Here is a 13,800-nt window from a genome sequence, read left to right as displayed (position 1 = left end):
CCGTCCGATCACGCGGGATCCGGGTTCGAGCACACCGGCTCAGTCTTCGTAGCAGCTCGCGGCGAAGTCGCGGATCGCGTCGGAGAGGCGGGTCGGGTCGAACCTCAGCTCGACCGGGCTGCGGGCCTGGACGAACTCCGCGTCCGGCATGTCGACCGCCAGGGTGTCCGCGTCGCCGAAGGGGTGGATCGGGTCGCCCTGGTGGCCGATCACCAGCGCCCGGGTGGTGATCTTGCGGCGGACCGCCTTCGGCGGCGCGATCCGGCCGAACAGGACGCCGTGCAGCAGGGCCGCCATCGGGGCCGGGCGCTGCGAGAGCGTGTCCGTGACGACGTCGACCCACTGGTTGCCGTGCGGGACCAGCGACGCCCCGAGGGCCACCGCCTGCACCGTCACCGGCAGGAACCGGGCCGCCATCAGCAGCGGGGCGAACGTGACCAGCCCCGCGACGATCGCGTTGTCCAGCACCGGCATCTCGACGATCAGCCCGCGGGCCCGGTCGGGGGCCGACACGGCGACCTCGAGGGACACGTTCGCCCCCAGGGACGTCCCGCCGATCACCGCCGAGGAGACCTCGAGGTGGTCCAGCAGCGCCAGGGTCTGTTCGGCGAACGACGGCATCGAGTACCGCCACGACTCGGTCGGGCGGTCCGAGTCGCCGTGGCCGAGCAGGTCGAGCGTGACCACCCGGAACCCGGCGCGGGCCAGCCGCCGCGCGAGCGGCGCGTGCATCCGGCGGGTGAGCATGATGCCGTGGGTCAGCACGACGACCTTGTCGCCGCTGCCGAACTCCGTGTACCAGAGCCGGTGCCCCTCGTGGTCGAACGAGCCGGTCAGCTCGATCGGCCGGGAGGAACGCCGCGCGGGCGGGGCCGGGGGTTCCGGCTCGATCAGGGTTGCGCTGCTGGCCGGGCACATGTCCCACCGTCCTCCCCGTGTCGTGGTCGTCTCTGTTCAGGAAAGCATCCCGGGGTCACATAAGCACAGTGACTCGCGCGTCAATTGACAACGTGCCAATGGCGATCGGCCGCGGGCATGGGTCAAGATGACCTCATGACCGCTACTGCTGACAGTCTGCCCGACCTCGTCTCCCTCAAGGTCGACATCGAAGGCCACGTCGCCGAAGTGACGCTCCTCGGCCCTTCGAAGGGCAACGCGATGGGCCCGGACTTCTGGCGCGAGCTGCCGCTGGTGTTCGCCGCCCTCGACGCGGACCCGCAGGTCAGGGCCGTGGTGCTGACCGGCAGCGGGGCACACTTCTCCTACGGCCTCGACCTGCCCGCGATGATGGGCGGCTGGGCGCCGCTGCTGGCGGGCGACGCCCTGGCCGGCCCGCGCAGCGAGTTCCACACCGAGGTCCGGCGGCTGCAGGCCGCGGTCAGCTCCATCGCCGAATGCCGCAAACCGGTCGTCGCGGCCGTCTCCGGGTGGTGCATCGGGGGCGGCGTCGACGTCGTCACGGCCGCCGACATCCGCCTGGCCAGCGCCGACGCCAAGTTCAGCGTTCGCGAGGTGCGCGTCGCCATCGTCGCCGACATCGGCAGCCTGCAGCGGCTCGCCCCGATCATCGGCGAGGGCCACGTCCGGGAGCTGGCGCTGACCGGCAAGGACATCGACGCCGCCCGCGCCGAGAAGATCGGCCTCGTCAACGACGTCTACCCCGACCAGGACGCGCTGCTCAAGGCCGCGCGGGAACTCGCCGCCGAGATCGCTGCGAACCCGCCGCTCGTGGTGCAGGGTACGAAGCAGGTACTGGCGGCGAACACCGAGCGCCAGGTCGCCGACGGGCTCCGGTACGTCGCGGCGTGGAACTCGGCGTTCCTGCCCAGCAAGGACCTCGGCGAGGCGGTGCAGGCCTTCATGGAGCGCCGGAAGCCGGAGTTCACGGGCGAATAGCACCCGTCGGCCTGTAAAAAGCAGAGGAGGCAGCAGGGTGAGCAACGGCGCTCGAGGCGATTCCGGGGTCCACCACGCGTTCCGCGTGGCGCGCGACTACCTGCAGCAGCACCGCGAGGACTACGACACGGCGTACCGGGACTTCGCCTGGCCGGAGTTCGACCACTTCAACTGGGCGATCGACTGGTTCGACGTCGTGGCCCACGATCCGGACAACGCCGAGCGGCTCGCGTTGTGGATCGTCGAGGAGGACGGCACCGAGAACCGCTGGACCTACCCGGAGATGTCGGGCCGGTCCAACCAGGTGGCGAACTGGCTGCGCGGGCTCGGCGTGCGCCGCGGCGACCGGCTCATCCTCATGCTGGGCAACCAGGGTGAGCTGTGGGAGACGATCCTCGCCGCGATCAAGCTCGGCGCGGTGATCATCCCGGCGTCCACCCTGCTCGGCCCGGCCGACCTGACCGACCGCGTCGAGCGCGGCGCGGCCAAGCACGTCGTGATCCGCTCGGCCGACACGGAGAAGTTCGCGGACGTCGCCGGCGACTACACCCGGATCGCGGTGGGGGAGCCGGTCGAGGGCTGGCACTCGTACTCGACCGCGTTCGCCGAGTCGCCCGAGTTCGCCCCGGACGGCCCGACGAAGGCCGCCGACCCGCTGCTGCTGTACTTCACCTCCGGCACCACGGCGAAGCCGAAGCTGGTGCAGCACACCCAGGTCTCGTACCCGGTCGGGCATCTGTCCACGATGTACTGGATCGGCCTGGAACCGGGCGACGTTCACCTGAACATCTCGTCGCCGGGCTGGGCGAAACACGCGTGGAGCAACGTCTTCGCGCCGTGGAACGCCGAGGCGACGGTGTTCCTCTACAACTACAACCGGTTCGACGCGAACGCCCTGATGTCCCAGATGGACCGGTGTGGCATCACGAGCTTCTGCGCGCCGCCGACGGTCTGGCGGATGCTCATCCAGGCCGATCTCACGGCGTTGAAGACACCGCCGAAGAAGGTCGTCGGCGCGGGCGAGCCGCTGAACCCCGAGGTGATCGACCAGGTCGAAAAGGCCTGGGGTATCACGATCCGCGACGGCTTCGGCCAGACCGAGAGCAGCGTCCAGATCGCCAACACGCCGGGCCAGGACGTCGTGCCCGGCTCGATGGGCCGTCCGCTGCCCGGGTTCGTGGTGGCGCTGGTCGACCCGGTCAGCGGCGAACGCGCTTCGGAAGGCGAGATCTGCCTCGATCTCGACCACCGCCCGGTGGGCTTGATGACGGGCTACACCGGCGACGACGAGCGCACGTCGACGGCCTTCGCGAACGGCTTCTACCACACCGGAGACGTCGGTTCGATCGACGAACGCGGCTACATCACCTACGTCGGGCGCACCGACGACGTCTTCAAGGCGTCGGACTACCGGATCTCGCCGTTCGAGCTGGAGAGCGTGCTCATCGAGCACGAAGCGGTCGCCGAAGCGGCGGTCGTCCCGGCCCCGGACCCGATCCGGCTCGCGGTGCCGAAGGCGTACGTCGTGCTGGCGGCCGGCCACGAGCCGACGGCGGACACGGCGAAGTCGATCCTGGCGTACTGCCGTGAGCACCTGGCGCCGTACAAGCGGATCCGCCGTCTCGAGTTCGCCGACCTGCCGAAGACGATCTCGGGCAAGATCCGCCGCGTCGAGCTGCGCGGCCGGGAGAACGACCCGGCGCGCGGCGCGGGCACGGAGTTCCGCGAGGAGGACTTCCCCGACCTCAAGTCCTGAGGAGCGCCGGCCGTCCGGTCAGGCGCGCGTGCCCTCGACCTGGCGGCCGTCCTCGGTCGAGCAGACCGTGACCGGGTCGTTCGCGCCGCTGCCGCACGTCCACTCGTCGAGCACGACGGGACCCGGGCCGTCGGCCGAGCTCGCCTCGGCCGGGGTCAGCTTCGCGAAGTAGTCCTTCAGCAGCGTCGCCGCCGCCGCGCAGTCGACCTTGCCGTGCGCGACGACCGCCGTCCTGGCGCCGCCCGATCCGGTGACGTCGCCGCACGGCACGCCGGGCGCCGTGCTCTCGGCCGCCGCGGCCGCGGCCGGCAGCGGGGACGTCGGCGGCGCGGCGGGCGCCGCCTCCCCGCCGCCGCAGCCGGCCAGAGCGGCGGTCGCGGCGACGAGCAGCAGGGGGTACGCGAGTGTCTTCATGGGCCCTTCAGAAGCGGACGGGACGGGACGTCATTCGGACGGCACGACGGCGGCGAAGACCGTCTGCTCGCCCTTGGTGCAGGTGGTGCCGCCCTGCGCGGCGGGCGGGCCGGACGTGCACAGCCAGCCGTTCACCGTCTCGTTCACCGCGTCGTTCGACCCGGCGCCCTGGCGGCCGGCGATCTTGCGGTGGAAGTCGGTGACCAGCTGGGTCGCCGCAACGCAGCTGACGCCGCTCGAACCGCTGTCGAACACGTACAGGGTCAGCCCGCTGGCGGCGGTGATGGTGCCGCACGCGCCGGGCACCGTCGGCGGCACCTTGGCCGGCTTCGACGCCGGGCCCGGCGCGGTGGAGCCGCCGGTGGCGGGCGGCGGCGGGGACGTCCCGGTCGTCGAGGACGACGGTGCCGAGGACGTCGCGGACGGCGGGGGAGCGGCGGACGGCGCCGGGTCGCCGGAACAGGCGGCGAGCGCGGGCAGTGCGAGGCAGGCCGCGAGCAGCGGCCGCCACGTGGTCGGGTGGGACACCGCGATCCTTCCTCCCCGGTCGGGCTGGGCCCGGTCATTCTGGCCCATCCGGGTCAGGGGCCCGGGATCGACGCGCCCAGGGGTGTGCCGGAGATTACTCCAGCCGGGTGGCGGCCGGGTCCGGTGGTCGCGGATTGTGTGTCCACAATGGACGATTAACATTCCGTTCACGCTCTGAAACACCAGCCTGTCATCAAGAATCGATCGGTCTAATTCGCGCCGCGCGGGTTAACGTCCCGGCCGCGCGTGCCGACGAACTGGGTGGAGGCCGCAGAGCTTCCCGTCCCCGACCCGCCCCGAACCCCGTGAGAGCGATGAACGCCGAAGCAGTCACCAGCCCCGAAGTGACCAGCCCCGACGCCCCGTCCAGCCCGCCGACCGTGCCCAGCACCGTCGTCTGGTGCTGCGGCCGCCCCTACGTCCTCGAGGCGAGCCCCGGCCGCGCCCGCTGGATGGGCAACGACCACCGCGGCCGCCCCGAGGCCCTGAGCAGCGCCGAACTGCAGCGACGCGGCTGGAGCCACCGCCGCGCGTGCTGAGCCGCCGCCTCTAGGGTGAGCAGGTGAGCACCGCCGCACCCGAAGACACCCCGAACGCCGAGCCGTCCCTGCTGCGACAGGCCTTCAACGTCCCCAACATGCTGTCGCTGCTGCGGCTGGCCGGCGTGCCGGTCTTCCTGTGGCTGCTGCTGGGGCCGGAGGAGGACGGCTGGGCGCTCGCGGTGCTCGTGTTCAGCGCCCTGACCGACTGGCTCGACGGCAAGCTGGCCCGCTGGCTGAACCAGATGTCGCGGCTCGGCGCGCTGCTCGACCCGGCGGCCGACCGGCTGTACATCCTGGCCACGCTCGTCGCGTTCCTGGTCCGCGAGATCATCCCGTGGTGGGTCGTGGTGCCCCTCGTGCTGCGCGAGGCCGTGCTCGGCGTGTGCGTCCTGACGCTGCGCCGCCGCGGCTTCGCGCCGCCGGAGGTCACCTACCTCGGCAAGGGCGCGACCTTCGTCCTGATGTACGCCTTCCCGTTCCTGCTGCTCGCGCAGGGTGGCTCGGACGTCGCGGCGGTGGCCCGGCCCATCGGCTACGCCTTCACCATCTGGGGCGGGGTCCTCTACGTCTGGTCCGGCGTCCTCTACGTCGTGCAGGCGCGCAACGCCCTGCGCGGCTCCGGCGGCGACTGAGCGCGACCGTTACGCCGGGTCGTGCCGTGCCGCTGCGCCGTGTGGGTGTAAGACTTCGCCCAGCACGTTTCGCCAGTGAGGGCATGAAAGGGGACCGGCGGTGTCCGCTCCTGAAGAGCTTCGTTACACCGAGGAACACGAGTGGGTCGCCACCCGCGGCGAGGACACCCTCGTCCGGATCGGCATCACCGAGTACGCGCAGGACCAGCTCGGCGACGTGGTGTTCGTCGACCTGCCCGAGGTCGGCCGCCAGGTCGGCGCGGGCGACGTCTTCGGCGAGGTCGAGTCGACCAAGAGCGTCTCGGAGCTGTTCGCGCCGGTCGACGGCGAGATCGTCTCCGTCAACAACGCCGTCGCCGACTCGCCCGAGCTGATCAACAGCGACCCCTACGGCGAGGGCTGGCTCATCGAGATCCGGCTCGAGGACCCGTCGGCGCTCGAAGCGCTCCTCGAAGCCGAGGCGTACGACGCTCTGATCAAGGGCTGAACCCCGCTCCGACCTCGGATTTCGGCCGATCGGGGCGATCTGCTCACGGTTCGCCGGTCCCGGGGCCCGGAGAAGCGATCAGGCACGGTACGTTGGCAGCTACACGTTCTTGAAGTACTGGCATCACAGCATGTGTGGAGGAGAGCTCAGGTGAGCACGAACGACGGGCCGGGCGGCGTTCCCCCGGAGCAGTCTCCGGAGCGGACCTCTGTCTTCCGGGCCGACTTCCTGGCCGAAGCCGAAGGCCACGAGTCCGCTCCGGCCGCCGAAGCCCCGGTTCAGGGCGTCGACGCCCTGCCCGCGGGTTCGGCCCTGCTGGTCGTGAAGCGCGGCCCCAACGCGGGTTCGCGATTCCTGCTCGACCGCGACACGACCAGCGCCGGGCGCCACCCGGACAGCGACATCTTCCTCGACGACGTCACGGTCTCGCGGCGGCACGCCGAGTTCCGCCGTGAAGGCGGGGAGTTCGTCGTGATCGACGTCGGCAGCCTCAACGGCACCTACGTCAACCGCGAGCCGGTCGACCAGGCCGTCCTCGCGGGCGGCGACGAGGTCCAGATCGGGAAGTTCCGCCTGGTCTTCCTGACCGGCCCGGGGCACGGGGGCCAGGGGGCGCAGTGACGGCGGCCGGGCGGCCACAACGGGACGGGTTGAGCATCGGGGCGGTTCTGGCGCAGCTGCGCCACGACTTCCCCGACGTCACGATCTCCAAGATCCGGTTCCTCGAAGCGGAAGGCCTGGTCCAGCCGGGCCGGACGCCCTCGGGTTACCGGCAGTTCGCCGTGGCGGACGTGGAGCGGCTCAAGTTCGTCCTGGCCGCCCAGCGGGATCACTACCTCCCGTTGAAGGTCATCAAGGAGCAGCTGGACGCGGCGGACTCGGGTGCCGGGCCCGTCGCGGCCCTGCCCCGGCCGCCCCGCCGCCTGGTGCCGATCGACGCGCCGGCCGAGAACGTGGGCCTGCCGGTGGCGGACGACTTCGCCGTCGGCCGGGAGCTGCGCCTGACCCAGGAGGAGCTCCTGGAGCAGGCCGGCGTCGACGCGGCCGAGCTGGCCGAGCTGCAGCAGTACGGCCTGGTCCGGTCCGGTCCCGCGGGGTTCTTCGACCCCGACGCGGTGCTGGTCGCGCGGACGGTGAAGGCGCTGACGGAGTTCGGCATCGAGCCGAGGCACCTGCGCGCCTTCCGCGCCGCGGCCGACCGTGAGGTCGGGTTGCTGGAGCAGATCGTGACCCCGGTGTACCGGCATCGTGACCCGGAGGCCAAAGCGCGGGCCGACGAGGTCGTGCGAGAGCTCGCGGCACTGTCCGTGACCCTGCACACGCTGCTGGTGAAGGCCGGGATCCGTGGCGTCACGGGCTGTTGAGCCGTAACGGGACGGTGAGATCCTCTTTGCGGTCCCATGTCAATGACTGAATGTTCGGCACCTCATGCCGTACCGTGAGAACAACGGTTTGCGGTAGGCGAGCCGAGAGTGTCCGGACAGCGAGCACAGCGCACGGATGACGGGTAGCGTCGGGAGTGAACGGCGCGAAGCGATTTCCGGCGCTGAAGCCCGTGTGCACGAGAGGGAGGCGAAGCCCGATGAGCGAAATGCGCGTCGTCGGTGTGCGGGTCGAGCTGCCCGCGAATCAGCCGATCTTGTTGCTGCGGGAGACCGAAGGCGAACGGTACCTGCCGATCTGGATCGGCTCGGTCGAAGCGACCGCCATCGCGTTGGAGCAGCAGGGGGTCCGCCCCGCCCGCCCGCTCACGCATGACCTCCTCAAAGAGGTCATCGGAGCACTGGGCCGCGAGCTCGAGCAGGTCGTGATCACCGACCTCAAGGAAGGCACGTTCTTCGCCGAACTCGTCTTCGACGGTGACATCCGGGTCTCCGCCCGGCCGAGCGACTCGGTCGCGCTGGCCCTGCGGATCGGCGTCCCCATCCACGCCGTGGACGCGGTGCTGGAGGAAGCCGGCCTGATCATCCCGGACGAGCAGGAGGACGAGGTCGAGAAGTTCCGCGAGTTCCTCGACTCCGTTTCGCCGGAGGACTTCCGCGGAGCCGACACGTAGAGACTTGCCTTGACGCGGACGTCAACGTCTAGCGTCGGGGTATGCGGATCGGAGAGCTGGCCAAGCGCACGGGTACCACCACCCGTGCGCTTCGCTTTTACGAGGACCAGGGCCTCCTCGCGGCCCGGCGCGCGGCCAACGGCTACCGCGAGTACGACGAGGACGACCTCCAGCTGGTCACCGAGATCCTGAAGCTGCAGACCGTCGGGCTGTCCCTCGACGAGACCCGGCCGTTCGTCGAGTGCCTGCGCAGCGGCCACGAGACCGGCGACAGCTGCGCGAGCTCGATCGAGATGTACCGGCGCAAGCTCGCCGAGGCCGACGCGGTCCTCGCCCGCCTCGGCGCCATCCGCGCCGAGCTCGCCGGGAAGCTCGCCGACGCGCTGGCCAGGCAGGATCCCGCCGGCGCTCCCGATCCGTGCGTCGTCCCCGAACGTCTCTGAAGGAGCCTTTTCATGTCCGAAATCGCCGAAGTCACCGATGCGACGTTCGCTGCCGAGATCCTGGGCGGTGACGTCCCGGTGCTGGTGGAATTCTGGGCCACCTGGTGCCCGCCGTGCCGGATGATCGCGCCGGTGCTGGCCGAGCTGGCCCGCGAACGCGCCGGGACGCTCGCCGTGCGCAAGATCAACTCCGACGAGAACCCGGAGACGACCCGGGCGTACCAGGTCATGTCGCTGCCGACGATGATCCTCTTCCGCCGCGGCGAGCCGGTGCTGACGATCGTCGGCGCGCTCCCGAAGGCCCGGCTCGAGGAGCGTCTCGACCGGGCCCTCGAGGCTCAGGGGGCGGTGGCCCTGACGAACGTGTCCGCGACCTCGCGGCCGTAGAGCTCCAGGTCCAGCGACGGGTCGGCCGCGTAGGCCGCGGCCACGCCGTCGACCGCCTGGGCGATCGACATCGCCATCACCTCGGGCGTGAACGGGCCGAACACGCCCTCGGCCTGGCCCTGCTTGAGCTGGCGGGCCAGGCCGTGCACCCGCAGGTCGTCGACCAGGATCTTCGTCATCACCCAGTTGTCGGCGTCGTCGGCGTTGCCGGCCATTTCGGTCAGCACCCGCACGCAGTCCGGGTACGCCCGCAGGAAGGCGATCGACGTCTCGATGTGCGCCCGCAGGTAGCCGGCCCGGTCGGCCGGGTCCAGGCCGCCGCCGGTGCGCTCCTTGAGGAACTCGTTCTTCGTCTCGACGACGGTGCTGAGCACCGCCTGCATCAGCCCGGCCTTGTTGGTGAAGTGGTACGAGATCATCCGGGTGCTGCTCAGCCCGGCGCGTTCACGGATCTTGGCGAACGTGGCCTTGCGGTAGCCGAGGTCGTTGATGACGCCGATCGTCGCGCCGATGATCTGCGCGCGGCGGGCGGCCTCGGTCACGCTGAGGCCCATCTCGGCCATCAGTTCGGTGTTTACTTGCATGAGTAAAAATTAACACGTCTGAGTAAAAGTGTCCAGGAGGTTTGAACCACTGGCCGCTGGGTACGGCGAACGGCTCAAACGCTCATCCGACCGTTGAGGCTTGCCGCGCGTCGCGTTGACCCGCCCTGTCTGGGCGCTTACCGTCGGAGAAGGTAAATCGCCACGATGTGATTCACGGTCTGGGGCCGGATCGTGGCGGTTGATCTCCGGTGGGTCCCGCTCTGGGTCCTGTCCGGCTGTCATTCGCCGGCCGCCTGGTCGGGCGAGGGGAGGCTTGCGTGGTCGAGGCTGGTTCAGAGAAGCAGCCTGTTCAGGTCGCGGCTGGTGAGCAGGGTGAACTGTTCCCCGACGACTCGCTGCCCGACGAGCTGGTCGGGTACCGCGGTCCGGCCGCGTGCCAGATCGCCGGGATCACCTACCGTCAGCTCGACTACTGGGCCCGGACGAAGCTGATCGCGCCCAGCATTCGCACCGCGCACGGCTCCGGCTCCCAGCGGCTGTACTCGTTCAAGGACATCCTGGTCCTCAAGGTCGTCAAGCGGCTGCTGGACACCGGGGTCTCGCTGCAGAACATCCGGGTCGCGGTCGACCACCTGTCCGTCCGCGGGGTCCGTGACCTCGCGAAGGTCACGCTGTTCTCCGACGGCACCACGGTCTACGAATGCACCTCACCCGAGGAGATCGTCGATCTGCTCCAGGGCGGCCAGGGCGTGTTCGGCATCGCGGTCAGCGGGGCCATGCAGGAGATCAGCGGCACCATCCACGAGTTCCCGGCCGAGCGCGCCGACGGCGGCATCGTCGAGACGCACGAACCGGACGAGCTGACCCAGCGCCGCAACGCGCGGCGGACCGGGTGATCATCACCGCGGTACGCGGAGTAAGGTGATCCTCGCAGTCGACGAAACCGCGCGGGAGAGTCCGGACCACAACCTCGAGTCCGGCGCCGAAGGAGCAAGTCCTCCCCGGAACCTCTCAGGCACCCTGGACCGCGCGGTCTAGACGCCTCTGGAAAGCGGGTCGTCAGGACACAACCTGATGGCCCCGCCGACGGTGCAAGCCCGGCTCAACCTCGGGCGAAACTCTCAGGCGCCCCTATGGGGTACGGACAGAGTGGGGAGGGTCCGGACAGCTTTTTTCGAGGATGCTGTCCGGGTCCGGCACCGCCCGTTCGCAGGAGGCCATCGTGCAGCCGTCACTAGCCTCGCTGGAACAGGGCATTCCCTTCGCCGACCGGCACATCGGGCCGGGTCCGGACGAACTCCGCCAGATCCTCGACGTCATCGGCGTCGCCTCCCTCGACGACCTCGCCGAGCGGGCCGTACCCGAGTCGCTGCGGGCGTCCGCCGGGCCGCTCGAACTCCCGCCGCCCGCCACCGAAGCCCAGGCGCTCGCCGAGCTGCGGGAGCTGGCCGCGCGGAACCGGCCGATGGCCCAGATGATCGGCCTCGGCTACCACGACACCGTGACCCCTCCGGTGATCCGCCGGAACGTCCTCGAGAACCCGGCCTGGTACACCGCCTACACGCCGTACCAGCCGGAGATCTCGCAAGGACGGCTCGAGGCGCTGCTCAACTTCCAGACGATGGTCGCCGACCTGACCGGGCTGCCCGTCGCGAACGCGTCCCTGCTCGACGAGGCCACCGCGGCCGCCGAAGCCATGACGCTCGTCCGCCGCGCCGGGAAGTCGGCCTCCCACCGGTTCGTCGTCGACGAGGACACCCTGCCCCAGACCCTCGCCGTGCTCCGGACCCGCGCCGAGCCGCTCGGCATCGAACTGGTCGTCGAAGACCTGTCCCAGGGGCTGACCGGGCTCGGCCTCGGCGGCGACTTCTTCGGGATCCTGCTGTCCTACCCGGGCGCGTCCGGCGCGGTCCGCGAGTTCGACTTCACCATCGCCGACGCCAAGAAGCACGGCGCGGCGGTGATCGTCGCGGCCGACCCGCTCGCGTTGACGCTGCTGCGGCCGCCGGGTGAGCTGGGCGCCGACGTCGCGATCGGCTCGACACAACGGTTCGGCGTCCCGATGGGCTTCGGCGGCCCGCACGCGGCGTACCTGGCGGTCCGCCAGGGCTTGGAGCGGCAGCTGCCCGGACGCCTGGTCGGCGTCTCGAAGGACGCCGACGGCGCGCCCGCGTACCGGCTGGCGCTGCAGACCCGCGAACAGCACATCCGCCGTGAGAAGGCGACGTCGAACATCTGCACCGCCCAGGTCCTGCTGGCCGTGATGGCGTCGATGTACGCGGTGTACCACGGCCCCGACGGCCTGCGCGGGATCGCGCTGCGGGCCCACCGGATGGCGACCGTGCTCGCGGCCGGCCTCTGCGAGGGCGGCGTCGAGGTCGTGCACGGCGAGTTCTTCGACACGATCACCGCGGCGGTGCCCGGCCGCGCGGACGCGGTCGTCGCGGCGGCCCGCGACCTCGGCGTGAACCTGCGGCGCGTCGACGAAGATCACGTCGGTGTCGCCTGTGACGAGACAACCACCCGTGAACGACTCTCGTTGGTGTGGAAGGCCTTCGGCGTCTCGGTGTCCGATGTGGACGGCCTGGACGAGGACACCGCGGACGCGCTCCCGGCGCCGCTGCGGCGCACGAGCGGGTTCCTCGCGCACCCCGTGTTCCACGCCCACCGTTCCGAAACCGCGTTGCTGCGCTACCTGCGGGAGCTGTCCGACAAGGACGTCGCGCTCGACCGCAGCATGATCCCGCTCGGCTCGTGCACGATGAAGCTCAACGCCACCGCGGAGATGGAGCCCGTCACCTGGCCGGAGTTCGCCGGGCTGCACCCGTTCGCCCCGGCCGACGACGCCGCCGGGCTGCTGACGGTCGTCGCCGACCTGGGCGCCTGGCTGGCCCGGATCACCGGCTACGACACGGTTTCCCTGCAGCCCAACGCCGGCAGCCAGGGCGAGTTCGCCGGGCTGCTCGCCATCCGCGCCTACCACCGTTCACGCGGCGAAGGTGAGCGGAACGTCTGCCTGATCCCGGCCAGCGCCCACGGCACCAACGCCGCCAGCGCCGTGATGGCGGGCATGCGGGTGGTCGTGGTCCGGTGTGACGACGACGGCAACATCGACCTCGGGCACCTGACGTCCACAGTGGACGAGCACCGGGCCGACCTCGCGGCCGTCATGATCACCTACCCGTCGACGCACGGGGTCTACGAGGACACCGTCGGCGAGGTCTGCGCACTGGTGCACGACGCGGGCGGGCAGGTGTACGTCGACGGCGCCAACCTCAACGCCCTGATCGGCGTGGCCCAGTACGGCCGGTTCGGCGCCGACGTCTCGCACCTGAACCTGCACAAGACGTTCTGCATCCCGCACGGCGGCGGCGGGCCGGGTGTCGGCCCGATCGGCGTCCGCGCGCACCTCGCGCCGTTCCTGCCGAACCACCCGCTGCAACCCGCGGCCGGCCCGGAGACCGGCGTCGGCCCGGTGAGCGCGGCGCCGTGGGGCAGCGCGTCGATCCTGCCGATCTCGTGGGCCTACGTCCGGATGATGGGCGCGTCCGGGCTTCGCCGGGCGACTCTGGTCGCGGTGGCCAACGCCAACTACGTCGCGCGGCGCCTCGCCAGGCACTACCCGGTGCTCTACGCGGGCCGGTCGGGTTTCGTGGCGCACGAATGCATCCTCGACCTGCGGCCGCTGACCCGGGAAACCGGCGTCACGGTCGACGACGTCGCGAAGCGGCTGGCGGACTACGGCCTGCACGCGCCGACGATGTCGTTCCCGGTGCCGGGCACGCTCATGGTGGAGCCGACCGAGAGCGAGGACCTCGCAGAGCTGGACCGCTTCTGCGCGGCGATGATCGCCATCCGCGGCGAGATCGGCCGGGTCGCGGCGGGGGAGTGGCCGCTGGCGGACTCGCCCTTGCGGCACGCCCCGCACACCGCGCGCTGCGTCACCGGCGAATGGGACCGGCCCTACAGCCGTGAGACGGCGGTGTTCCCGGCCGGCCCCGGCGGCGCGAAGATCTGGCCGCCGGTCCGCCGCATCGACGGCGCGACCGGCGACCGGAACCTCGTCTGCTCGTGCCCGCCGCCGGAGGCGTTCGCCTAGCTCGGGCTTGCGCCG

Annotated in this window: 16 protein-coding genes and 1 riboswitch; of the genes, 12 read left to right on the top strand and 4 right to left on the bottom strand. The window is 70.9% G+C overall.

Features of this window, described 5'->3' with window-relative positions:
* Positions 1-39: 39 nt before the first annotated feature.
* The gene (locus VA596_RS17905; RefSeq protein WP_323328521.1) at positions 40-918 is read right to left on the bottom strand and encodes an alpha/beta fold hydrolase; all 879 of its coding nucleotides are present in this window, start codon (positions 916-918) and stop codon (positions 40-42) included.
* A gap of 135 nt (positions 919-1,053) precedes the next feature.
* On the opposite strand from VA596_RS17905, the gene VA596_RS17900 reads away from it, so the two are divergent.
* Positions 1,054-1,896, top strand: coding sequence for a crotonase/enoyl-CoA hydratase family protein (locus VA596_RS17900; protein ID WP_323328519.1), 843 nt, complete (start codon positions 1,054-1,056; stop codon positions 1,894-1,896).
* A gap of 37 nt (positions 1,897-1,933) precedes the next feature.
* On the top strand, positions 1,934-3,652 hold the full coding sequence (locus tag VA596_RS17895; protein ID WP_323328517.1) for an AMP-binding protein: 1,719 nt from the start codon (positions 1,934-1,936) through the stop codon (positions 3,650-3,652).
* A gap of 18 nt (positions 3,653-3,670) precedes the next feature.
* On the opposite strand, the gene VA596_RS17890 is transcribed toward VA596_RS17895, so the two are convergent.
* Both VA596_RS17890 and VA596_RS17885 read right to left on the bottom strand, forming a co-directional pair.
* Positions 3,671-4,066, bottom strand: a complete 396-nt coding sequence (locus tag VA596_RS17890) for a hypothetical protein (protein ID WP_323328515.1) — start codon at positions 4,064-4,066, stop codon at positions 3,671-3,673.
* 30 nt (positions 4,067-4,096) lie between these two features.
* On the bottom strand, positions 4,097-4,594 hold the full coding sequence (locus tag VA596_RS17885; RefSeq protein ID WP_323328513.1) for a hypothetical protein: 498 nt from the start codon (positions 4,592-4,594) through the stop codon (positions 4,097-4,099).
* Positions 4,595-4,908: 314 nt separating this feature from the next.
* On the opposite strand from VA596_RS17885, the gene VA596_RS17880 reads away from it, so the two are divergent.
* The 8 genes from VA596_RS17880 to trxA all read left to right on the top strand — a co-directional run bounded on the left by VA596_RS17880 (position 4,909) and on the right by trxA (position 9,141).
* A complete protein-coding gene (locus VA596_RS17880) occupies positions 4,909-5,133 on the top strand; it encodes a hypothetical protein (protein ID WP_323328511.1) in 225 nt (74 codons plus the stop codon).
* Positions 5,134-5,156: 23 nt separating this feature from the next.
* Positions 5,157-5,768, top strand: coding sequence for a CDP-alcohol phosphatidyltransferase family protein (locus VA596_RS17875; RefSeq protein ID WP_323328509.1), 612 nt, complete (start codon positions 5,157-5,159; stop codon positions 5,766-5,768).
* Positions 5,769-5,868: 100 nt separating this feature from the next.
* Positions 5,869-6,255: a glycine cleavage system protein GcvH gene (gene gcvH / locus VA596_RS17870; RefSeq protein ID WP_323328507.1), complete on the top strand. Its 387-nt coding sequence runs from the start codon at positions 5,869-5,871 to the stop codon at positions 6,253-6,255.
* Positions 6,256-6,405: 150 nt separating this feature from the next.
* Positions 6,406-6,876 carry a glycogen accumulation regulator GarA gene (garA, locus tag VA596_RS17865; RefSeq protein ID WP_284750621.1) on the top strand — a complete coding sequence of 157 codons (471 nt, stop codon included), beginning with the start codon at positions 6,406-6,408 and terminating at the stop codon, positions 6,874-6,876.
* Entirely contained in the window at positions 6,873-7,619 is a 747-nt protein-coding gene (gene ftsR, locus VA596_RS17860; protein ID WP_323328503.1) for a transcriptional regulator FtsR, read from the top strand. The genes garA and ftsR overlap by 4 nt, the downstream gene beginning before the upstream one ends.
* Positions 7,620-7,837: 218 nt before the next feature.
* A complete protein-coding gene (locus tag VA596_RS17855) occupies positions 7,838-8,311 on the top strand; it encodes a bifunctional nuclease family protein (RefSeq protein ID WP_009078856.1) in 474 nt (157 codons plus the stop codon).
* 41 nt (positions 8,312-8,352) lie between these two features.
* Positions 8,353-8,754, top strand: coding sequence for a MerR family transcriptional regulator (locus tag VA596_RS17850; protein WP_323328499.1), 402 nt, complete (start codon positions 8,353-8,355; stop codon positions 8,752-8,754).
* A 12-nt stretch (positions 8,755-8,766) separates the two neighbouring features.
* Positions 8,767-9,141 (top strand): thioredoxin, encoded by a 375-nt coding sequence (trxA, locus tag VA596_RS17845; RefSeq protein WP_323328497.1) that lies wholly within the window; start codon positions 8,767-8,769, stop codon positions 9,139-9,141.
* On the opposite strand, the gene VA596_RS17840 is transcribed toward trxA, so the two are convergent.
* On the bottom strand, positions 9,093-9,725 hold the full coding sequence (locus VA596_RS17840) for a TetR/AcrR family transcriptional regulator (RefSeq protein ID WP_323328495.1): 633 nt from the start codon (positions 9,723-9,725) through the stop codon (positions 9,093-9,095). The two genes, trxA and VA596_RS17840, sit on opposite strands and share 49 nt — an antisense overlap.
* Before the next feature lie 278 nt (positions 9,726-10,003).
* Between VA596_RS17840 and VA596_RS17835 the strand changes: the two genes are divergently transcribed.
* The gene (locus tag VA596_RS17835; RefSeq protein ID WP_323328493.1) at positions 10,004-10,582 is read left to right on the top strand and encodes a MerR family transcriptional regulator; all 579 of its coding nucleotides are present in this window, start codon (positions 10,004-10,006) and stop codon (positions 10,580-10,582) included.
* A 42-nt stretch (positions 10,583-10,624) separates the two neighbouring features.
* Positions 10,625-10,724: riboswitch (glycine riboswitch) on the top strand.
* 184 nt (positions 10,725-10,908) lie between these two features.
* Positions 10,909-13,785: an aminomethyl-transferring glycine dehydrogenase gene (gene gcvP, locus VA596_RS17830; RefSeq protein WP_323328491.1), complete on the top strand. Its 2,877-nt coding sequence runs from the start codon at positions 10,909-10,911 to the stop codon at positions 13,783-13,785.
* Positions 13,786-13,800 lie beyond the last annotated feature (15 nt).

This window comes from Amycolatopsis heterodermiae (assembly GCF_034929455.1).
Taxonomy (GTDB): domain Bacteria; phylum Actinomycetota; class Actinomycetes; order Mycobacteriales; family Pseudonocardiaceae; genus Amycolatopsis; species Amycolatopsis heterodermiae.
Note: the sequence above shows the minus strand (reverse complement) of the source record. Positions and strands in the feature narration are given on the sequence as shown.

Bases quoted from the DNA above. Each gene is read 5' to 3' on its own strand.
- VA596_RS17905 (WP_323328521.1), bottom strand. From the start codon at position 918: ATGTGCCCGGCCAGCAGCGCAACCCTGATCGAGCCGGAACCCCCGGCC.
- VA596_RS17900 (WP_323328519.1), top strand. From the start codon at position 1,054: ATGACCGCTACTGCTGACAGTCTGCCCGACCTCGTCTCCCTCAAGGTC.
- VA596_RS17890 (WP_323328515.1), bottom strand. From the start codon at position 4,066: ATGAAGACACTCGCGTACCCCCTGCTGCTCGTCGCCGCGACCGCCGCT.
- VA596_RS17880 (WP_323328511.1), top strand. From the start codon at position 4,909: ATGAACGCCGAAGCAGTCACCAGCCCCGAAGTGACCAGCCCCGACGCC.
- VA596_RS17855 (WP_009078856.1), top strand. From the start codon at position 7,838: ATGAGCGAAATGCGCGTCGTCGGTGTGCGGGTCGAGCTGCCCGCGAAT.
- VA596_RS17850 (WP_323328499.1), top strand. From the start codon at position 8,353: ATGCGGATCGGAGAGCTGGCCAAGCGCACGGGTACCACCACCCGTGCG.
- trxA (WP_323328497.1), top strand. From the start codon at position 8,767: ATGTCCGAAATCGCCGAAGTCACCGATGCGACGTTCGCTGCCGAGATC.
- VA596_RS17840 (WP_323328495.1), bottom strand. From the start codon at position 9,725: ATGCAAGTAAACACCGAACTGATGGCCGAGATGGGCCTCAGCGTGACC.